Source organism: Paraburkholderia phenazinium, assembly GCF_900142845.1.
GTDB lineage: Bacteria > Pseudomonadota > Gammaproteobacteria > Burkholderiales > Burkholderiaceae > Paraburkholderia > Paraburkholderia phenazinium_A.
The window spans coordinates 3,324,879-3,343,614 of record NZ_FSRU01000001.1 but is presented as its reverse complement, the minus strand read 5'-3'; the positions used below and the strand labels follow the sequence as shown (position 1 = coordinate 3,343,614).

Genomic DNA, 18,736 nt, shown 5'->3' with positions numbered 1-18,736 from the left:
GTTGAGAGTGGCCGATCTCATGGGTTCAGTCTTCCATCACGGCGATGTGATCCCGGATGCTTTCCGCTCCCAGCGGTGCCGTCTCACCTGCGTCGACCAGCATCCAGCTCAGGGCGGCGGCTATCAGTGCAATGGCGCCGGCCGTAAAGAACACGGCCTCATACCCACTTCCAAAGCTCCACTGCGCAAATGACGAACCACCGCGCTGGCCAGCCAGCACCTGCGCGGCATGCAAATTACCACCCGTGATCATTCGCGTGAGCTCTTTGCGCGCCGCCGCCGGGTACCCAGGCAAAGCGTCTGCGAGCGACGCCTGGACGCGGGAAACCAGGATCGCCCCCAGCGTCGCAAAGCCGATCACGATTCCGCTGAACTTGACGGTACCCGAAACCCCGGAGGCCATCCCCGCACGGTCTGAGGGAATGACAGTCATGCCGACCCGGGCGGTTTCCCCATTGAGAATTCCGGCACCGCAAGAGGCGACGAGCATGCTGACGAGGATGGGTGTATAGGCGAAACTGCGCATTTCGGTGGACGTCCATATCAATCCCAGCCCGACCAGTGCCAAGCCTGTGCTGAGAAGCAGGCGACCGGAACAACGCGGCGCCAGCCACCAGGCGACGACGCGTGGGATCACGAATAGCGGCAAGGCCATTGGCAACATGAGAAGCCCTGCGTCGAGCGGCGTGCGGCCCATGCCATTCTGGAAGTACATCGGCAAATAGGTCAGCATGGTCAGAAAAGCCATCCCGTAGGCTAGTCCGGCGATATTGGCGCCGACATACGTTGGCTGGTAAAAAAAGCGCAGATCGACCATTGGCCGGACTTGTCGTGTCTCGGCAGTCAGGAACCCGGCAAAGAGGACCGCTGCCCCGATGAACTCCGCCAGAATCAGATGATTGGACCATCCGGCACGGTTACCCGAGATAAGGGCAAGCGTCAGCAATATCAGAGAGCCGCCGAAGGTCGTCACACCAGCAATGTCGAGTCGCTTCGCTTGCGGATCTTTCGAATCCTCGACCGCGTACAGCGTCAACGCGATCATTGACACGCCCACCGGTAAATTGACGAAGAAAATCCAGCGCCAGCCGAGATATTGGGTGATCAGGCCGCCGGCGACTGGCCCGAGCATGATCGCAACGCCGATGACCGAGCCCCAGAACGAAAACGCACGGGCCCGTGCGAGTCCACGAAATGAGTGGGAGAGGGTTGCCATCGCCGCACTCAGCTGCAAGGCCGCACCGACTCCCTGTAGTGCTCGTGCCCAGTTGAGCGCCGTATCAGAGTGTGCCGCGCCGCACATCGCCGAGGCGCCCGTAAACAGGACCAGGCCGACGATCAGCATGCGTTTGCGACCAAAGCGGTCGGCAAGCGTTCCGGCCGGCATGAGCATGGCCGCAAAGGTCAAGGTATAAGCGCTGATAACCCATTCGACTGCGGCGAAATCGGCATGTAACGAACGGGCAATCGAACTCAACGATACGGCGATGATATTTCCGTCAAGGTTGATCATGAACGACGGTATGGACACGCACAGCATGATCAGGAGTTGTTTTGATGCCTTCATGGACTATCTCTCCTACTGGGGCCGTCTGCATGGGAAGTTGTCCGCAGCTGCGCGCTCCCATCCTTTCCCTAGCCTTGATGAATTTGATGACAACGATTGCAACGTTCAGACTTATATCATATTTTTTCTATTTAAATCAATATTATGATGTTTTGCAATCGTTATCATTTGTGGTTTCGTGGGGCGAGTTGCCGGGAATTCAACGGGCCGGGATGCTGCGATGCTTTTGGCGCCTCCATTGGAGACGGGCATGAAGAGAATTGCTGTTTTGATACACTCAACGCCGCACGATCTTATGGGTATGAACATGCCGGTATCGGGGTGTACATGGTGAATCTGAAACAAGTCGCCGCGCTTGCCGGGGTGTCGTCGTCCACCGTTTCGCGCGCGCTTGCAGCGCCGGAGCGCCTGCACCCGAAGACGCTGAAAAAGGTCAGAGAGGCAATTGCGTCGCTTGATTACGTCCCGTACGCGCCAGCCCGCGTACTCCGGTCGGGTCGCTCGCGAACCATCGGTATCGTTGCGCCGACATTGATGAACGAGTTGTACGCGCGAGCCGTTGATACCCTGGAAAGCGAATTTCTTCAGTTGGATTACACTGGGCTGCTAACCTGCCATCGTGATGATCGAGATCTGGAGTTGCGTATCGTTCGGACGCTTATCGAACGCGGAGTCGATGGCCTCGCGCTAGTCGGTTCCAGCCATCATCCCGACGTGCTAACCCTGATACGCAGGCAGGAACTTCCTTATGTATTGATGTGGGCGACTGACCCGGAGCGCGTTCATCCGACCGTCGGCTATGACAACCAACGTGCCATGGGGCGCGTCACCGAGCATCTCGTCAACCTTGGGCATGTCCGTATTGGCGTGCTCACAGGTCCGTCCGATGTCCATCAGTTGTCGGCCGCGAGACTCTCGGGCATACGCGAGGAGTTGGGGCGTCATGGAATAGCCTTGCGGCCTGAAGCTGTGATCGCTACGCCGTATGACCCCGAGTCCGTTCGCTCCGCAGCGCGTCAATTTCTTTCCAGGGCAAATCCTCCGACTGCGCTTATCTGCAACAACGATTTCGTAGCGGCCTGGGCGCTTGCCGAGTGCAGAGCGCTCGGCGTTTCCGTTCCGGGTCAGGTGTCGGTAACGGGTTTTGGCGACTGGGATCTAGCCAGACTCGGTTCTCCATCGCTCACCACCATCCATTCCGATGCCGTTAAGATCGGACACCTAAGTGCTGAAAACCTGTTGGCGCAGGTCAACAACGTGGGTAATCAGCCCGTCAGGCAAGACGAGTTCGAAGCGGAACTCATTGTGCGGGAAAGTACCGCTGCAGCGCCGGCGGTATAGATTGGCCTGCTTTCGAACGACATACCTCAGCGAGCTTCGTGTCTGGAAGGCGCGGAGTATGCAGGTTGCGCGGATCCTGTCGGGACGCTGAAAAACTCCCTCGGTCGCGCGCTGCGGAGTGAACCGCTAAAGTCGCGTTACTGACGCGCACGGCCTTGGCCGCTCGCTTTGTGTTCATATGCGGCTGGCAACCGGTTGCACAGATCCTTGACCAGCGTGCCCACCCATGCGCGATCGTCACTACTGAGCCGCTCGAGTTGCTCGGCGATCTCCAGGCTGACATCTGTTGGCCGGTCGGACGCGCGCCTGAGCAATGTCACGACCGGAATTTTATAGAGATCCGCTAGCTCCAGCAGACGCGGGATGGTCGGCCAATGCGCGCCGCGCTCAAAGCGGCTTACGGTCTCGACAAAAACGCCAAGATGTTCGGCCACCTGCTCCTGCGTTAGCTGTGCATCGGCTCGGGCCGCTGCTAGCGCGCGCCCCAAATGCTTTGCGGTCTTCTGCTCGTTCACGGCAGTCAAAAGTCACCATTTCATGTTGTCATTCAACATGAGATGGTCTCTTCAATGTACTGATCTGATAACATCGCTTTATATTGGTTGGCAACATTAATTGTTGTCTTGTCGTGTGTTTTGCGTTTCCGTGTCACCGTAAGGGAGAGATATGTTGTTCACAGATGCAAACTGGGCCGAGTCGAGTGCGTTCCGGCGCGCCATCGCAAAGCCGTTCCAACCGTGGAGGTGTGTGGGATGGACGGACGACACGATCTGTTTCTGGGTTTTCCCCGCGCCCCAGTCTGACCGGACCGGAGCACTGCCCGACGGGTTGCTGGTCGTCGACCCGGCGGCGCTTCTCGATATCGCGAGTGAACTGACGTCAGGGAGCTTCTCTGTGTACGTCATGGATGCACCCGCCGAGGATCGGCCATCTGCGCGAATGCAACGCGTGACAGGCTTGTTGACCCAGCAGCAAATCATTGCGCCGGCGTACGACTACTGGTACAGAACGGAAGAGGGTGATCTGCATCCCTGCTCCCGGCTGCAGCATCGCCTTCCCAACGACGCCCCATTGCAGCTTGCACTCAACCTGGATGCACAGGATTGCAATGACCCGGTTGTAGACGCGACGTAGTCGAATCGGACATGGAGGACATCACCCGGTTGGTCCAGCTTCTGATGGATTTCGCGCCACGCGGAGAGCCGCTCGATCTAGGCTTCCTCGCCGAATACGGCGTGACGTCGGTCGAAGCGTCAGATCTCGTAACAGGCGGTTGGCTGCGGCGACTTTCTGACGACGCTTACCTACTCCGAGGTGATTTGCCGGCTCTCGACGGCACCGTTGCCTTTTTTGCCCGACGCGTTCCCGGGCTTCATGTGAGCGGCAAGGCCGCATTGGACATGCGAGGCATACGCTATTACCTGTACGCACGCCCCCGGATCAATCTGTGGGGCGCCGTGCCCTTCGAATTTCCTTCGTGGGCGAAAGAGTTGCTGTTGCTCACGTACGAGCACGACCGCCTGTTTGACGATGCCTTGCCGACGACGTTCGCGATTTCGGCGTTGCCCGCGCGTAGTGCAAGGATGCCGGTGGCGGCCACAGAACGTGCCATCCTGGAATATCTGGCCGGTTCTGTGCATGACGAAAGGCTGCACGAGGATAACGTCAATCTCGTGGGCATGCTGCGAAACATCCGCCTCGACGTGCTGCAAAAACTGGTTGATCACTGCCCGCAGCGCGATGTTGTCTGGACGCTCAAGTCTATCGGGGAAGATGAAGATTTCGAGTGGGCGAAGCAGCTAGTATGCTGAACCTTTTCACCGTGAAAACGATGGGCCATTAGCTGCTTCTGGTCGAATCCGGTATCTGTCGGGCGCGCTGGCGCACAGTACGCCGCGAGGCTCCCGTGCCGCCGACAACCGCCACGCGCTGGATTACTGTCACTTCATCGATTCTCTCAAGCGCAAGCCTCAGGCGTTCAGGGACTTGCGTTTCGCGACGCGCTGTTTCCGCGCGATGCCCACCGCCGGACCTGGGAGCGGCTGGAGGCGCAACTGATGTAACGTCAGGCATGCAAGACCATGGTGGGGTTGCTCGAACTTGCAGGACACCACGGCGTTGAAGCGTTGCTGGCGCAGCGGCTTGATGCGTTACTCGTAGTCGGCGAACTGCCCGACCTGAAACAGTTGCGCGACGAATTCGCTCCGCGCGAGGCGCTGTGTCCCGAGGTGGTGGTCGAGATGCCTCTCATCGCAGTCTATGACGAACTCCTCGACAAGGCGGCCGCATGAACGCACCCGCCTATGAGAACGGTCGTCTGGCCCTGATGCTCAACGAGCCGCGCCTGCCCACCATCGGCAGGTTTTGGCCCGAGTTCGCGGAACGCTCTGACAAGGAAGGCTGGCAGGCTTCACGGCTGCTCGGCGCATTGCTCGAGCACGAACTGGCCGAACGCGCCAAACGACGCATCGAGCGCCACCGAACCGAGTCGCATCTGGACCCGACCAAGACACTTGCTACCTTCGACTTCGGCATGGTGCCGATGGTCTCGAAGGCGCATGTCACTGCGCTGGCAACCGGGGAATCCTGGCTGGAGAAAGGCGCCACGATTCTCCTGTTCGGGCCGCTTCGTGCCGGTAAGAGTCATCTGGGATCGGCCATCGGGCACGCGCTGATCGACGCTGGCTACCGGGTGCTGTTCACGCGCACCAGCGAACTCGTCCAGAAGCTGCAGGCTGCACGCCAGAGCCTGCAGCTGCCATCCGCGCTCGCGAAGCTCGATCGCTTCGATCTCATCATCTTGGATGACCTGTCGTATGCGCGCAAGGACCAGGCCGAAACCAGCGTACTGTTCGAGCTGATCGCCGAGAGGTATGAGCGAAAAAGTCTTTTAATAACGGCCAATCAGCCGTTCTCTGGCTGGAATGACGTGTTCCCCGACCCCGGCATGACGGTCGCAGCCATCGACGGGCTTGTCCATCACTCGACGATCTTTGAACTGTATGTGGAAAGCTATCGCCGTCGAAAGGCCAGCGACAAACAGAGCGCGCCGGCGACAATTACGATGGAGGCGCGACAACTATGAATTAGCCAGCGACAACTACACCCGTTGACCGGCCAAAATAGTTGTCGCTGACCGGCCGTGCTGCTTGACGCTGTCTAATCGGCAGCCGCCGCCTGACGTACGAGACTGCCTTTACGTTTCTTGGCAGTGCTTCCGATGAAATCAGTTCGCTGAATCCGCGCGAGCGTATCATTTTCGGCGCGTCAACTGTCAGAGAGGCGGACTATAGCTTCCTTATAGAAAGCAGAAAACGATTTCTCCATGAAGCCAAGAAACTTCCCCTGCTACTGGTATCGAGCAAAAAGAAAGTGCTGCCCGACTACCTTCCGACACTGGCAGGCCAGAAGACAACGTTGTTCTGGCATGGCGCCATTCCTGGGTTGACCGACAAGAAGAACTCCTTCCGCTTCGACCTTGATGCCAGTTCTCCGTACGCGGGCGTCGCGCTCAGATCCGGAGCGCTGCGACCTTGGGCAAGTGCAGCGGCTGCGAACGCGCCGGAGTAGTCATAGACTCAGGTACTGCACGACGCGTGCGGAGTCGAGCCGGATTTGTATTCGTGATGATCTGGGCGTGTTCCTAAATGTGCCGGCCGTTCCTGACTATCTGGGTATCCGCGGCTACGAGTCGGAACCGCCTGTCTTCGCGGGTCACACCACTGCGGATGCCCGTGTGGGTCTTCAGCAATACCGTACTGGATGGCGCAGATCGATGCCTGGCAAAGAGGATGCCAGGGCACACTTCGTTAGCTGGCGAACGCTCTCTGCCGCCTTGGCCAGCTATTTGCGTACGCGAAAAAAAGCCGCCGCGATGCCGCGACGGCCTTTTGTCTTGCCCGCTTCACTCAGCCGAATAGCTCCGGGTGAGTCCCCGCCCGTACAAAAATCACCGCGTCCTTTGTGATCCGGTAGATCAAAAGAAAGTCGCCGCCAACATGGCACTCCCTGTGATCCTTCCAGTCGTCAGTCAACGCGTGGTCCTGGTACTCGGCCGGCAGCGGCCCCTCATTCATGCCCAGCAGCATCATGGCCCGCTTGAGCCGGATAAGGTCATAACGCCCCGACTCCGACAGCCGATTCCAGTCCTTCCTGAAATCCTTACTCATGTCGCTGCGCAGGGGCAGCGTCGTACGTTTGCTACTTGCGCCCTTCTTTTTCAAGCTCATCGATTAGCTCCGCTACAGAGCCGAAGCGCGCCTTTTCCCGCATCGCCCGGGATTCCCTGAGCGCTCTTACTGTTGCCTCATTTGGTTGCCGAACCTCAAACGGCAATCCCTTGTAAAGCACGACCTGGCGAAGGAACAGGCGCATCGCGTCAGACAGCGTTAGCCCGTTCTGTGCGAGTACCTTCACGGCTGCTTCCTTCAATTCCGGTTCGATTCGGGTACGCACATCGGCTGTCTTGTTATCAACAGTGGTTCCGACCATTGCATATCTCCACTCCAGAACCGTGCAAGTTCAAAGGCCAAGCCGCTTCACCGTTACCGGAAATAGTTACTTCATACTGCTATGAAATTGAAAATGACGATAAACAGCGAGATCCCGCGCGGGCCTTTGGTGGAATCTCGCGTAGGTTGATTGTATCTCAAAAGGTGGCGTGTAGCTACAACGTTGCTACAAAAATCGCGACAAGCCCGGGGCATTTTTCGCGTACGCGAAAAACCGCGATACTCTCCCATACGCGCCAGTTCGGCTTGGCGGCGGCTGGACTGGCCGGAAAAGCCGTCCACCCTACAGGCCATCACGTGCCTCTAGTCTTGCGCAAGCCTCAGCGAAGCAGTACATCCATCGAGCGGGATCAGGCTGCTGCGTAGTTCTAGCTGGCCCCGGCATTGTGTGCGGTGACTGGAGAAAGCCACCATGGCGAGTTTTGATGAAGTCGGGTTCCTGTCTGACGATCTTGAGGGCTGGCAGACGGCTGCGCGTGAACTGTTCGCCGGGCCCTTCGAGTTCGCGGGGCGCGCGAACGAGATGGGAATGCGAATGCGGAAGGCTTTTGATCTGAACGAGCTCCGCGAGGAAGTAAAGTGGGCCATTGCCGGGTTCGTACGGGCGTTGGGAGCGTTCCAGGGGGGCATCCTGATGGCTAGTCGCGGAGCGCTGCCAGAGGCTCGTGCGCTGGCACGCTTGTGCACAGAATCCGTCATCGTAACGGCCGGATTGGCAAAGGTGGAGGGCACGCTCGAACGCCTCCGCGAGGACGATGCAGCGCACGATCTCGGTGTATGTAACCGGGTTCTCGAACTCAACGGAAATGACGCTGGGGACGAACGGCTGGAAATTTTCAGGAGAAGGAAAGCTGAGATTGAAGCGCAGTATGACAGGCCGCGATCACTGAAGCTTGCGACGCTTGCTCATGAGTCAGATCTCACGCTGCTCTACGAACTTTCGTACAGGTTCACATCCGGGAACGGGGCACACGCGACGCTGGGTGCATTTGTTCGCCACATGAGGGAAGGTATCGACGGCGAGCCAGACGCGTACTTCTTCGGGCCCGATACGTCCGACATGGCGTCGACGCTTTTATGTGCCAACGCCGCTGCGATCCACCTGATCAACCTCGCTGTCGACAGCATGGGGCTGGGTGAATTCAACGCCGAACGCGGCGATCTAACTTTGCACTGGAACATTCTCAGGCCGGACCTCGAAGCGGCGAGCGCGGCGGAGGGGTTGGACTGAACTTTGGCAATTACCTATTCATACCGTGCTGTCCGCACGGACAGAGGCGGAATTCACTCCGAAACAGCGTTTATTGTCCATCTAAAGGCGGACGTCGCCAGGTTGCGCATCCGGTGAGTTCCATGAAGTCAGTTTCGGGATAACGGATCACCTGCCTGATGCAGTCAGCTACAATGGGCTGCACGCTTCTGTCTACATGTTTCACCGGTTCATGCGTCCCGTAGCCGCGACTAATCAAATACGTGCGTACGAGCTTCGTGGCAACGCCGGTACCGGGGGCGAGTGAGGTAACAGGTACGTCGGCCTCGATCACACACGGTGTTCCGATCGCGCAGAGGATCTGAGACGTCACTGGGTCGTCCTCATGGGAGTTATAGAGCGCTTCACCGCCCGAATGACGGAAAAAGCGTCCAATGCCATGTTCGCCAGCGCGATGCGGCGGGAAAAAGCAGAACCACAGCCGTCCTGCGCGATTGCTCTCATCAGCCTGATTGGTCCTTGCGAGGCGGTCACCAATGTCGCCCGGAAGTCGGCCCGATTTGACCAGCGCATTGATGCGACGGCGCAGCATCGTATCGTCGGGCAGTTGCATCCCAGATCCGACGATCTGCGCGATCTCTATATCTGTGAGGCGGGTGCAGTGCCAGCCGGTGATCGAATACGGACGAAGGGCATCACCGACGGCGAGAATCGCTCGGTCATGGTCTGGCGGATTCACTTTCGTTGGGGCGATCTGCGAGTCCAGAAGTAATTCGTGGAGACTGTCCAGAAGGGATATCAGCCGAGCCGGCCACGCATCTGGTCGGTCAATTGGCAGTAGCACTTGGGTCATCAACGCTTCTCCATGTCCGTCGTTACCGATACGCCGGGTAGCCGAACACGTACGGTATGCAACGCCACTATGGAACTCCAAATGTATTGCTGGATGCTGGCAACCGCTGCTCATCGGATACGTGTGAGCCTATACGGGACCAGCCGTCACTCATTGAACGTCGAACACAAGGATGACGCCGTGTGGACCGGGGCCTTTCGGTTTTGCGGCCGGGTCGAGCGGTTGTGCGCCTAACGGCACTAGTTGAGAATGAGAGTCCTCCGTTCTCACGGGCCAAACACGAGGAGCTTTCGCTGGTACGACATAGAGTCCGGCATTCGTACTCACTGTCGGATGTCGCTGGGCGACTTCGATGTCTAGTCCCGCATACTGCTTCTGTAGGCTTTGGAGATGTTCGATGTACTCGGCAAGCTTCATGTTTATTTCCTCGTTGAACTGGGACCAATACGGTCTTGAGAATCTGGGCAGAGCTGGTCTACACGACGACAATTTGAGCCAAGCGTCCGATCGCTGCGACAGCCGCCGCTACCGGATCATGCATCACAAGCTGCGATCGCCATCGCACATGATGCGCAACGTCCGCTGGTTTGGTCAGTAATCCCCGACTGGAAACCAGCGATTCAATGGCCAAGGTCTTCGAGATGACAGGGCAGTTCGTAATACCGCCCCGCGCGAACTTGAGGCTTAGCGCCTGTGCCGCTCGATCATGTTGTTGTCCCTCTTACCGGAAAACAGAAATCAATCTTTCCCACCAGGTACGCGAGACGGGGACGTCTGCTTCCTGGGTTACGTCATGCAACTGCGGAGCCTGCTCGACCTGTGCTGCGGGCGCTGCCGGATTCGATCGTTCCGCGTAATATCTTCTTGTTGCTTGCCGGTCGCGCTCCCGGCCTTCATCTATGGCCCATTGCGGCATCTCGCTATCCCAGCGGACATGCCCGCCCTTGATCCAGTAATGGGATCTACAGGGATAGCTCCAGTTGCCGATGGATGGCTCAAGGCTGACGTTCTCTCCGTCGTAGCGCATTTGCCATCCAACCGGCGACAGCGGTGTGACTACCTCACGGCCACATCCGCAGGCGCACGCATGAGAGGCAGTGGCGAACTCCATCGACAGATAGAGAACACCCTCGTCGAGCCGATCGGGGATGTACTCGACAAACATTGGTTTGAACCCGCTAACCTTCACGATTCGGGCTCCTCGTTTGTCAACTGGTTCAGATTAACGTTGTAGGTTGAGTCGTACTCGTTGCGGTCATCAACGTAGAACTGGCTAAGACGCTTCCATTTCATGACGGCCAGGGTTGCGTTCAGACAGTTCAGGTCGGTGATCTGTATGTTCGAGCCATATATTTCGTCATCGCGGTCCACCTTGGGGATTCGGGCGGACGCAAGCGCACGGGTCGCGGGCGTGCTGGTGGTGATGCGGCAGGTACCCCAGAGCTGGCTTCCGTCTTCTGTGAGGTTAATCCCCATTCCGACATCAATAAACCGCACAGTTTGCCGTTCGAGTTCCCGAACGATAAGTTGCCGAACCTCACCTTTGTCTACGCAGATGAAGACGAAGTCATAGCCCGACAGCTCCGCGACGTTGGTCTCGCTGATCATGACCTCGTGAGGCACGACACCTTTTCGCATGGCCGAATACACTTCAACCCAGTACGCAACCTTACTGAGCCGGCGATTGAGCATTTCGCGCGATGCAGCGCCAGGCGATCTGAACGCATTGTGTTGCCGATACGGATCTCCATCGTAAAGGTGGATTTCCTTGGCGTGCGTTTTCGCCACCAGGTCAAGTACATACGCACCGGTCCCACCGAGCCCGACTATCGCGATGCGCTGGTGCTTCAGGCGTGCGGCGATCGCTTGGATGCCGGCACGACTCGATGCGGTGTCTTCGTAAAGAAAAACGGACTCATCCTCAGCGGAGTCGACCGTTTTCCATGTCCGCGCGTCCACAGTCGGGTCAAGGGCTCTCGCCTGGTTTGAAATGACGTTGGCGTAGGTCGTTACCTTCTCGTAGTAATTCTCGTACGCGCCGGACTTCGGCTTGTTCGAGAAGTAGTGGTTCGCGACAAGGTTGTCGGCCAACTGGTAGGTTTTCGTTCCGTTCTTGATCTGGACAAGTTCAGATCCGTCAGGGTTGCACGGATGCTCCCCAACGAAATAGATTTGATGCGTGTTGGGGCGATCGAGAACGTCAGGAGACGCCATATTCATTTCCGACACGAGAACCCCAAGGCACACTTCACGCCTCGAATTTACGTACGGTATGGAATGAACAAGCAGGTAGCCTGATCTGATTTCCAGTTCATATCCTTCGTCGCGCAGGCGACGCAGGTCCTGATTAAGAGCGATCAGTCGGAGTGACATAGAACACCATATTTTCTTTGATCTTCACGTGCTGCCCATCGACCATCGAGCCCTCGGGATTCGCGTGCGGACCGCGAGCATAGTTGATCGTATAGATGATGTTCTCGCTCTTCACCGCGTCGGGAAACGCGAGCCTCACGACCTCCCAGTACGACAGGCGACGTCGGAATACCTCCTTGCGCTTGCCATTCACGACGATGGTCAGCCCGGTGTGTCGGGTGATGAAGCGCTCAACACCGGGTGCTGCAAGGTCGGCAAAACAGTCGTCCTCAATCAACGCTTCAGTCCCGTCCGTACCCAGTTGCCACGCATCGTGATCTGACATGTCAACGCCTGCGAGGTGCTTGAGGGTGGCGCCTGAAATCTGCGATGCGCCCCAGTCGAATGCACGCTCATCCAGCAGGAACCGGAAGGTGCGATCACTCCGAAACACGACAAACCTGTCCACAGCGTCCAGGCGCAAATCCAACGCCGAATCAGGGCGGATCTCTTCCGTCACGCCACTTCGCGTAATCCTGAAGAGGAGGTGCTGCTCGACGGGAAATGCCTCGGCCGCTTCGAGGATTGCGTTGCCGGTCACGACCGGCTCAGCAAGAACGACCTTCTTGAAGTCGAATCCTTGCATCCCGATCCGCACATGATATGGGCCATGGTCGCGGATCGTGCGGCCTGCCGCCAGCGCATCCTGCAGATCTTCAATCGTTATGTTCATTCTGTTCTCCCTGATTCGAGCAACCGGCCACCCGGTAGCTTGATACTGATTATATAGCTAAATTTTAGCTAGTCAATAGCTTTGACATGGCTATTTTTTGGACCTAAAATTGTGGAAACAGTAAGGAGAAAGACATGGCCACATCAAAAAAGACTATGACCCTAAATCTCACTGATGCTGAGATGAGTGCGCTCGAGGAGCTTTGCGAAAAGAAGGATCTGAGCAAAACGGCGGTCCTTCGGCAGGCGCTGCGGCTTTATCAGGCTGTCGAAGTACGGGCTGAGCGAGGCGACAAGTTTTTTTTCGAGGATGAGAAAACCAAGGAAAAGGCAGAAGTTGTGATGCTATGAGCCAATTCCCGGTATACCTAGTTGATGTCGCTTCGGACGCGGCCGTTGAGGCAAGCCTGATCGAGGGCATTTCCGATTCCAACGTTAGCGACTGGGAAGATGCCTGGATGCCCGCGCTCGCGAGAGCGCTTCAGCAGCTAAAGGAGAAGGGTGTCGACAGGCGATTCTGGCCACAGAACCGGCATTGGGACTGGCGCAGAAAAGCCGAGGCCTTCAAAGGCCTGCTTGCGGCTCCATCATTCAGCATCGTGTGCCAGGGGATGACCCAGGGCCTGATGATTGTCGAAACCCTGGAATCCTGCCGGTTGCCGCATCAGAAGGGCAAGCCGCTCGTTTATATCCAGTACCTCGAAACGGCGCCATGGAATCGCCCTGGCCTCTCCGCTGAACATCCACGTCTGAAAGGCGTGGGAACGCTACTAGTCCGCGCGGCTATCGAGCTTAGCCGTAGTGAAGGATTTGGCGGACGAATTGGACTTCACTCGCTGCCGCAGGCCAACGCTTGGTACGCAAACGTATGCGGTATGTCGGACCTGGGAATTGATTCCGCCAAGGAGAACCTCCGCTATTTTGAGATGACGCCTGAACAGGCGGAGGCGTTCATCGCCAAAGGAGTCTAGTCATGAAATTTGAAGTAACGAAAGATTGGTGCCTGAAAATGGCGAGGCTTGAGCACGAGAATGGAACAGACGTCGAGATCGGTGCTGGCCTGTTTGCCGCAGACCCATCCACACAGCGTCCGGAGTATGCGATGGAGGAATCCGCCGATCCCAGGATAGCTTTTGGCAGATTTGTCAGACTCATGAGAAGGGGACGACAGCAGACGCTCGAGAAACTCGCGGAAGCTGCCGACATCGACGTCACCGAACTCGTAGAAATTGAGGAAGATTCACACTACAGACCGGAGCCGCGCACTGTCTTCCAGTTGGCAGGCTATTTCGCGATTCCCAGTTCGAAGTTGATGCAGTTGGCCGGTCTATCGCAACAGCGCGATAGCCATCTTGCCAATGAAGCAATACGGTTCGCGGCTCGATCCGAGAAGGTCACTGACCTGAATGAAACCGAGCGCTCCGCCCTGGAGGCGTTCGTCGCGGTACTCAGCGAGCAGAAGTAAACATAACTGCATGAGGCAACTATGGCCAGGAATCTGATTCTTTCTGCCAGGACTTCAAATGACATCGACAGTCGAGTTGAACGGGTGCTCCGGGGCCTCGGCAACCCTGAGCCTCCGTTGCGGCTTGAAGATGTTCGTGAGCTCCTCAAGTTAGATCTGGCTTTCTACACCTCGGACGATCCTGGTCTGGCTCGGGAAGCCATCAGCCGAATCCGCGTCGCGGCCGTGCAGGTATACCGCCGGCCCGCGCTGATTCTCGATGCAGTGAAGAAATTTTCTCTGAAAGCACTTTACCTGCCTGATCGTAAGCGGATCATGCTAGACAGTGCGGTACCACTGCTCAAGCACCGATGGAATGAAGCTCACGAAATTGGCCACAGTCTCATTCCCTGGCATCAGGACATGATGCATGGCGATAACGAGAACACGGTCTCGAGAGACTGCGCCGAACAGATTGAAACCGAGGCTAATTTCGCGGCCGGTCGGCTACTTTTCCTTCGGGACCGGTTTGTGAACGAAGCCCGCTCCTCGCCGGCGTGTCTTCAATCAATAATCGATCTCAAAAATACGTATGGGAATACGCTTTCAACGACCCTCTATCGCTTCGTCGAGAGCGTCGGACAGGAAACTCCCGTAGTGGGCCTCATGACCTGCCACCCGCATGTGGATCGTCGCCCGATCAATTTTGATCCAGCAAGTCCATGCCGCCATCTGATTCAGTCGCACGCTTTTCACGCAAGATTTTCCAGAATCACTGAAGTGGAGCTGTTCAACGCAGTGAGCAGCTATTGCGGACGACAGAAGGGCGGCCTGCTTGGCGAACGAGAGCTCATCTTGACGGATGACAATGGAGATTCGCACCGGTTTTTCTTCGAGACATTTTTCAATCGCTACGACGCTTTGACGTTGGGCGTCTATCTCGGCGCGGAAGCACTTATGGTTCCTGTGAGCGCGTGACCCTCATTGAACGCGGGCAATCCGGTGCCGAACACCGTTTCGATTGTCGGAATGAACTCTGACTCGGCAGCGGAACTCTCAGGCAAGGAGAAGCCAATTTCAACGTAGGGACTAGCAGCTGACAGTTCGGCATTCGCTGCTTGAAAGGCGAAGCACATCAGAAATTCACAGTCGTGCTCTCACGCTGCCACACCGAAGTCGATTCCCAAAAGCTGCCATTTGTCGTCCTCCGTGAGAAGGGGTAACAGAAGTCGACGTGCCTGCGCATCGAAGTAGTCAGGACTCTGAACGATCTTTATCGCCTTCTCGACACGTAGACAACAATTGGGTCGAAAACCAGATCCGCCCATGGGCTATCGGAAGGGCCAACTGGTTGTTCGCCGGCTCGCTACGAGCAGGCCAACGTGCTGCCGCCATCATGAGCCTGATACGCTCGGCCCAACTCAACGGCCACGACCCGCACGCCTATCTGAAGGACATCCTCACGCGGCTGCCGACCCACAAGGCCAGCGACATCTCGGCATTGCTGCCGCATCGCTGGCGTCCGCCTGTGATAGTCAATTAGCGCAATCCGTCAAGGCGGGTTTGCTGCGCGCTTACGTAGGAAACACGCGCCAGCGCCTCGTTCAATTGCGGATAACTCCGCGGCAGTCGGTGCACGCTGCATCGATTCTGGATGGCCGACTGTCACATGAGGTGGGGCGCACAGCGTGCGGGCCGAGTAGAGGTGTCGCGAAGAATACTTGCACAGTGAAAGTGCCCCACTTGCTGGTCGCGGCACGGGAGGATCACGACGCTGGCACGTCGCCGAAGCTTTCCGACACAAATTTACGCAGCTGCGACTGATCGGTAAGGGCATATGCTGCCGTGGTTTGCACGGATGAGTGACCGGCGAGCGCTTGCGCCACGGGCAGTGGCACCTGATGGCTCACAACAAGGTGATGCACGTACGAGTGTCGCAGCCAGTGGGTTGACGCGGCCATGAGGGCGAACCGTCCGGCGATGTCGTTGGCTGGAAGCTGGCCTGCGATCTCCTCGAAAGCCAGCTTCACCTCGCGATATAGTCCGCTTCGTCCCAGCCCGTGTCCTCGTGTGGTGTGGATGAGAGGCATGTCTTCGATCGGAGACGGAGCGGGCGGTAGTCCCCGCGACTCGCGGTAACGCATGATGCAGCTGACACATTGAGCAGGAAGGGGAATGCGTCTCACGCGTTGACCTTTCCCCTTCACCTCGAGTGTCCATCCTGTCCGGTCTGTATGAAGCAGTGGATAGCCGTCTTCCCACGCAAGCTCGGCCAGTCTGACACCTGTATAACGGTAGAGGCCAAGGATGGTTGCCTGGCGGTTCCGTTTTGCGTTGGCCGGCGGGGCGCTAAGCCACGCGCTAATCCATGCATCGCACGCTTCAGTGGCACTGTCTGGCAGAAAGCGCTTCGGCTCGAACGTGGGTCGTTCGCCCTTGGTACTCCCGAGTTCCAGTGCGGGGTTCACCGTTATATAGCCCGTTTTCGCCCAGTACTGGTAAAGACTTTTAACGACCGCCATGGCGCGCGCGCAGCTTGCTGCTCCAAGCGGGTGGGCGGTAGCGTGAGCTGAAATATGAGGCAGCGTATCACGGAATGCGATCAAGTGTTCGCGGGTGAGACCTGATAACGGTCCGAGATCGGCACACTGGCACCACGCGATCAGCCGTTTCAGCTCTGTCACGTACGCGCGCCGGGTATGCAAAGACCGGCCGGTACGGTCAACGAGGAATGCACGGAGTGCCGTCGCGTCGTTCGTCGAGCTCAGGGTATTTGTGCTGGGGTCCGCGTTGAAGAACCTGCCCGTTCTCGCCAACCACCTTTCATCATGGGAGGAACCGGTTATAGCAACTGCATGGCCGTCGCCCTTCGGGATCGGGTGATTGTCTGCTGAACGTTTCGTTGCATCCGGGTGCGTCAGGCGAAACCGGACGGTGAGGGTGCGTAACAGCTGTTCCAGCACCTGTCCCGAGGTGGGCGCCTGCTCGCTTGTCATCACCACGATGGTGCCAGCGTGCCAGAACTGCACGGCTTCGAGCGAATCGAGCAGCAGATTGAACACTGCCGGCTGGGCACTCTTCGCGGCGGTCATCGACGGATAACGACGTGCCAGCGTTGCCGGTGTCCATCGTTCATAGACAGGGACACCCAGCGCCGCAGACACATACTCGATCGCGTCGTCGATTCGGTCTGGCAGTCGCCGCGGCGGTGCGACCATCGCGTCGATCCACGCGGAAGGCATCATGATGCAACCTTTCAAACAGTGAACGGGCGGCCTGACTACCGGACCGGGGAATCCGCATCGCGCTGGCCCGCGAGTTCGCTCCTGAGTTTTTGCCGGTCGGCCTGGAGTTCCTCAATGATTTGCTTCTGGCTTTCAATCACTTGCGATGCTCTCGTCAACCCTCCTTCGAGGGCTGCCTTTTCAGACACCATCCCCTGCCGCAGCGTGTCGGTCTCAAGCCTGAGTTGCCTGCCGAGGCCGTCAAATTGCAGTCGGAGTGCATCAACGCGCTCCTGGTAAGCGCGGTGTGCCTCATCGCGCTGGGACTTCATCTCATCGAGCCGATCCGCCATAGTCCGTGCATTGCGATTTGCTGCTTCCAGCTGCGTCTCGGTTTCCGCGAGTCGGGCACGCAGTTCGCCAACCGTTTCGTCACGGGTGGAAAGATCCTGACGCAGATCATCCAGTTCCACCTTCAGCAGATCCACCCTCGCGCGGGCATTGTCGCGCTCGGTCTCGGCGTTCTCCACGGATTCGGCCGCCGCCTGCTGGATTTTAAGTATCTCGTGGGTCTGCGCATCCAGTGCCGCAGTCCATAACCCTCGCATCAGGTCAGAGACGTGTGGCGGAATGTCCGGCACGCGCAGGTGCGCCCGGCCCGCTGCGACGAGTTCAACTTCAATCTCGTTTATCGTCCGCCCTAACGCTGTGGTGTCACCGCCCCCGAGCCTCGCCCTGACTCGTCGGACCGAGACGTGACGGCGGAACTCTTCCGTTGACGCAGGCGCGGGTTGACCAGCTTCGGCCAGCAAAGCGATTACGGTCGCACGAACGGCTTCGGGGGAATTGGACGGAGCGCGGCTCATAAAACTGATTATGGCCCGAAAACGGATTTTAATGTGATTCGCGGTTATTCCAATACATACAGGACGTACTGATTGGGATAAATGTCCGGGATAGAGCGCTGGAGAAATGATAACTTTAATTATCACGCGAAACAGAGTGGCATTATTGCGCTCACCGTCCCGGCATGACGCGCCAACCGTCCATTTTTTTGCCGTGTATTTATTTGTGCCGTTAACTAAATAACAACGGCAACCGGTATGGGGAAAGACGGATGTTCGCAATCGAACATGGCGGTTGCGCGTATCAGCAATTGAAACAAAATACCACAGACGATGTTTCCGATACAAACAGTATTCCGTCAGACTGCTCTGAAAACCGTTGTAGGACATATATCGACATTTCGGCTTTCCCATAAAAACCCGATTTTGTGCCGAAAAAGCTCTTACGTGCCCGTGTTATCCAGCCAGCCGTGCACGGCCTGGAAACAGCCGCCCACCACGTGCCCACACCGCAGGTCATGCCTCGATTCCCGGGCAGGCAAGCTATGCTTGTCCCTGACAGTGGGCGCGCGATTGGGGTGCTCCGGCTTCCGATCGTTGGAATATGGCGCATGAGCTGCTATTTCAGGACGTGTCAGGTGTGTAACTGATGGCGAA

Annotated in this window: 20 protein-coding genes and 2 pseudogenes; 12 read left to right on the top strand and 10 right to left on the bottom strand. The window is 57.6% G+C overall.

Features of this window, described 5'->3' with window-relative positions:
* Window positions 1-25 precede the first annotated feature (25 nt).
* Window positions 26-1,567 (bottom strand): MFS transporter, encoded by a 1,542-nt coding sequence (locus BUS12_RS14690; RefSeq protein ID WP_074296337.1) that lies wholly within the window; start codon window positions 1,565-1,567, stop codon window positions 26-28.
* Between the two features lie 327 nt (window positions 1,568-1,894).
* Between BUS12_RS14690 and BUS12_RS14685 the strand changes: the two genes are divergently transcribed.
* Window positions 1,895-2,908, top strand: a complete 1,014-nt coding sequence (locus BUS12_RS14685) for a LacI family DNA-binding transcriptional regulator (protein WP_074267606.1) — start codon at window positions 1,895-1,897, stop codon at window positions 2,906-2,908.
* Between the two features lie 137 nt (window positions 2,909-3,045).
* Here the strand turns inward: BUS12_RS14685 and BUS12_RS14680 are convergent, their stop codons facing one another.
* Window positions 3,046-3,423, bottom strand: coding sequence for a helix-turn-helix domain-containing protein (locus BUS12_RS14680; RefSeq protein WP_167379440.1), 378 nt, complete (start codon window positions 3,421-3,423; stop codon window positions 3,046-3,048).
* Window positions 3,424-3,574: 151 nt separating this feature from the next.
* Here BUS12_RS14680 and BUS12_RS14675 point away from each other — a divergent pair, with 151 nt between their 5' ends.
* From BUS12_RS14675 to istB, 4 genes and pseudogenes are all read left to right on the top strand, one after another.
* A complete protein-coding gene (locus tag BUS12_RS14675) occupies window positions 3,575-4,042 on the top strand; it encodes a hypothetical protein (RefSeq protein WP_074296336.1) in 468 nt (155 codons plus the stop codon).
* 11 nt (window positions 4,043-4,053) lie between these two features.
* Window positions 4,054-4,719: an AbiEi antitoxin N-terminal domain-containing protein gene (locus BUS12_RS14670; RefSeq protein ID WP_074296335.1), complete on the top strand. Its 666-nt coding sequence runs from the start codon at window positions 4,054-4,056 to the stop codon at window positions 4,717-4,719.
* Between the two features lie 52 nt (window positions 4,720-4,771).
* Window positions 4,772-5,199 (top strand): annotated as a pseudogene (locus BUS12_RS14665) (IS21 family transposase); the annotation flags it as partial.
* Window positions 5,196-5,993 (top strand): IS21-like element helper ATPase IstB, encoded by a 798-nt coding sequence (istB, locus tag BUS12_RS14660; protein WP_074296334.1) that lies wholly within the window; start codon window positions 5,196-5,198, stop codon window positions 5,991-5,993. The pseudogene BUS12_RS14665 and the gene istB, both read left to right, overlap by 4 nt.
* 823 nt (window positions 5,994-6,816) lie before the next feature.
* Here the strand turns inward: istB and BUS12_RS14650 are convergent.
* Entirely contained in the window at window positions 6,817-7,137 is a 321-nt protein-coding gene (locus BUS12_RS14650) for a type II toxin-antitoxin system YafQ family toxin (RefSeq protein ID WP_074296333.1), read from the bottom strand.
* On the bottom strand, window positions 7,109-7,399 hold the full coding sequence (locus BUS12_RS14645) for a type II toxin-antitoxin system RelB/DinJ family antitoxin (protein WP_074267612.1): 291 nt from the start codon (window positions 7,397-7,399) through the stop codon (window positions 7,109-7,111). Before BUS12_RS14645 ends, BUS12_RS14650 begins: the two co-directional genes overlap by 29 nt.
* A gap of 432 nt (window positions 7,400-7,831) precedes the next feature.
* Here BUS12_RS14645 and BUS12_RS14640 point away from each other — a divergent pair, with 432 nt between their 5' ends.
* The gene (locus BUS12_RS14640) at window positions 7,832-8,650 is read left to right on the top strand and encodes a DUF5677 domain-containing protein (RefSeq protein ID WP_074267613.1); all 819 of its coding nucleotides are present in this window, start codon (window positions 7,832-7,834) and stop codon (window positions 8,648-8,650) included.
* A gap of 70 nt (window positions 8,651-8,720) precedes the next feature.
* Here BUS12_RS14640 and BUS12_RS38180 read toward each other — a convergent pair whose 3' ends face one another.
* Window positions 8,721-9,482 carry a hypothetical protein gene (locus tag BUS12_RS38180; RefSeq protein ID WP_143788323.1) on the bottom strand — a complete coding sequence of 254 codons (762 nt, stop codon included), beginning with the start codon at window positions 9,480-9,482 and terminating at the stop codon, window positions 8,721-8,723.
* Window positions 9,483-9,879: 397 nt separating this feature from the next.
* On the opposite strand from BUS12_RS38180, the gene BUS12_RS14630 reads away from it, so the two are divergent.
* Window positions 9,880-10,080: a hypothetical protein gene (locus BUS12_RS14630; RefSeq protein ID WP_074267615.1), complete on the top strand. Its 201-nt coding sequence runs from the start codon at window positions 9,880-9,882 to the stop codon at window positions 10,078-10,080.
* A 123-nt stretch (window positions 10,081-10,203) separates the two neighbouring features.
* Here BUS12_RS14630 and BUS12_RS14625 read toward each other — a convergent pair whose 3' ends face one another.
* From BUS12_RS14625 to BUS12_RS14615, 3 genes are read right to left on the bottom strand one after another with little or no spacing between them, the layout of a single operon-like run.
* Window positions 10,204-10,671 carry a ubiquitination-like system serine protease family protein gene (locus BUS12_RS14625; protein ID WP_074267616.1) on the bottom strand — a complete coding sequence of 156 codons (468 nt, stop codon included), beginning with the start codon at window positions 10,669-10,671 and terminating at the stop codon, window positions 10,204-10,206.
* A complete protein-coding gene (locus tag BUS12_RS14620; RefSeq protein WP_074267617.1) occupies window positions 10,668-11,855 on the bottom strand; it encodes a ThiF family adenylyltransferase in 1,188 nt (395 codons plus the stop codon). Before BUS12_RS14620 ends, BUS12_RS14625 begins: the two co-directional genes overlap by 4 nt.
* On the bottom strand, window positions 11,830-12,567 hold the full coding sequence (locus BUS12_RS14615) for a multiubiquitin domain-containing protein (protein ID WP_074267618.1): 738 nt from the start codon (window positions 12,565-12,567) through the stop codon (window positions 11,830-11,832). Before BUS12_RS14615 ends, BUS12_RS14620 begins: the two co-directional genes overlap by 26 nt.
* Before the next feature lie 134 nt (window positions 12,568-12,701).
* On the opposite strand from BUS12_RS14615, the gene BUS12_RS14610 reads away from it, so the two are divergent.
* The 5 genes and pseudogenes from BUS12_RS14610 to BUS12_RS14590 all read left to right on the top strand — a co-directional run.
* Window positions 12,702-12,917, top strand: a complete 216-nt coding sequence (locus BUS12_RS14610) for a ribbon-helix-helix protein, CopG family (protein ID WP_074267619.1) — start codon at window positions 12,702-12,704, stop codon at window positions 12,915-12,917.
* On the top strand, window positions 12,914-13,537 hold the full coding sequence (locus BUS12_RS14605) for a GNAT family N-acetyltransferase (protein ID WP_074296331.1): 624 nt from the start codon (window positions 12,914-12,916) through the stop codon (window positions 13,535-13,537). Before BUS12_RS14610 ends, BUS12_RS14605 begins: the two co-directional genes overlap by 4 nt.
* 2 nt (window positions 13,538-13,539) lie before the next feature.
* Window positions 13,540-14,031 (top strand): helix-turn-helix domain-containing protein, encoded by a 492-nt coding sequence (locus tag BUS12_RS14600; RefSeq protein ID WP_074296330.1) that lies wholly within the window; start codon window positions 13,540-13,542, stop codon window positions 14,029-14,031.
* A 21-nt stretch (window positions 14,032-14,052) separates the two neighbouring features.
* Entirely contained in the window at window positions 14,053-14,988 is a 936-nt protein-coding gene (locus BUS12_RS14595) for an ImmA/IrrE family metallo-endopeptidase (protein WP_074267622.1), read from the top strand.
* 313 nt (window positions 14,989-15,301) lie between these two features.
* Window positions 15,302-15,553: pseudogene (locus tag BUS12_RS14590) on the top strand (transposase domain-containing protein); the annotation flags it as partial.
* Window positions 15,554-15,776: 223 nt separating this feature from the next.
* On the opposite strand, the gene BUS12_RS14585 reads toward BUS12_RS14590, so the two are convergent.
* Together BUS12_RS14585 and BUS12_RS14580 are read right to left on the bottom strand one after the other, a co-directional pair.
* Window positions 15,777-17,255: a tyrosine-type recombinase/integrase gene (locus tag BUS12_RS14585; protein ID WP_074267623.1), complete on the bottom strand. Its 1,479-nt coding sequence runs from the start codon at window positions 17,253-17,255 to the stop codon at window positions 15,777-15,779.
* A gap of 35 nt (window positions 17,256-17,290) precedes the next feature.
* Complete coding sequence (locus BUS12_RS14580) at window positions 17,291-18,469, bottom strand: DNA-binding protein (RefSeq protein ID WP_171991642.1); 1,179 nt, start codon at window positions 18,467-18,469, stop codon at window positions 17,291-17,293.
* Window positions 18,470-18,736: the final 267 nt, after the last annotated feature.

Coding starts and splice junctions, on each gene's coding strand:
- BUS12_RS14690 (WP_074296337.1), bottom strand. CDS start 1,567: ATGAAGGCATCAAAACAACTCCTGATCATGCTGTGCGTGTCCATACCG.
- BUS12_RS14685 (WP_074267606.1), top strand. CDS start 1,895: ATGGTGAATCTGAAACAAGTCGCCGCGCTTGCCGGGGTGTCGTCGTCC.
- BUS12_RS14675 (WP_074296336.1), top strand. CDS start 3,575: ATGTTGTTCACAGATGCAAACTGGGCCGAGTCGAGTGCGTTCCGGCGC.
- BUS12_RS14670 (WP_074296335.1), top strand. CDS start 4,054: ATGGAGGACATCACCCGGTTGGTCCAGCTTCTGATGGATTTCGCGCCA.
- istB (WP_074296334.1), top strand. CDS start 5,196: ATGAACGCACCCGCCTATGAGAACGGTCGTCTGGCCCTGATGCTCAAC.
- BUS12_RS14650 (WP_074296333.1), bottom strand. CDS start 7,137: ATGAGCTTGAAAAAGAAGGGCGCAAGTAGCAAACGTACGACGCTGCCC.
- BUS12_RS14645 (WP_074267612.1), bottom strand. CDS start 7,399: ATGGTCGGAACCACTGTTGATAACAAGACAGCCGATGTGCGTACCCGA.
- BUS12_RS14640 (WP_074267613.1), top strand. CDS start 7,832: ATGGCGAGTTTTGATGAAGTCGGGTTCCTGTCTGACGATCTTGAGGGC.
- BUS12_RS38180 (WP_143788323.1), bottom strand. CDS start 9,482: ATGACCCAAGTGCTACTGCCAATTGACCGACCAGATGCGTGGCCGGCT.
- BUS12_RS14630 (WP_074267615.1), top strand. CDS start 9,880: ATGTACTCGGCAAGCTTCATGTTTATTTCCTCGTTGAACTGGGACCAA.
- BUS12_RS14620 (WP_074267617.1), bottom strand. CDS start 11,855: ATGTCACTCCGACTGATCGCTCTTAATCAGGACCTGCGTCGCCTGCGC.
- BUS12_RS14615 (WP_074267618.1), bottom strand. CDS start 12,567: ATGAACATAACGATTGAAGATCTGCAGGATGCGCTGGCGGCAGGCCGC.
- BUS12_RS14610 (WP_074267619.1), top strand. CDS start 12,702: ATGGCCACATCAAAAAAGACTATGACCCTAAATCTCACTGATGCTGAG.
- BUS12_RS14605 (WP_074296331.1), top strand. CDS start 12,914: ATGAGCCAATTCCCGGTATACCTAGTTGATGTCGCTTCGGACGCGGCC.
- BUS12_RS14600 (WP_074296330.1), top strand. CDS start 13,540: ATGAAATTTGAAGTAACGAAAGATTGGTGCCTGAAAATGGCGAGGCTT.
- BUS12_RS14595 (WP_074267622.1), top strand. CDS start 14,053: ATGGCCAGGAATCTGATTCTTTCTGCCAGGACTTCAAATGACATCGAC.
- BUS12_RS14585 (WP_074267623.1), bottom strand. CDS start 17,255: ATGATGCCTTCCGCGTGGATCGACGCGATGGTCGCACCGCCGCGGCGA.
- BUS12_RS14580 (WP_171991642.1), bottom strand. CDS start 18,469: ATGTCCTACAACGGTTTTCAGAGCAGTCTGACGGAATACTGTTTGTAT.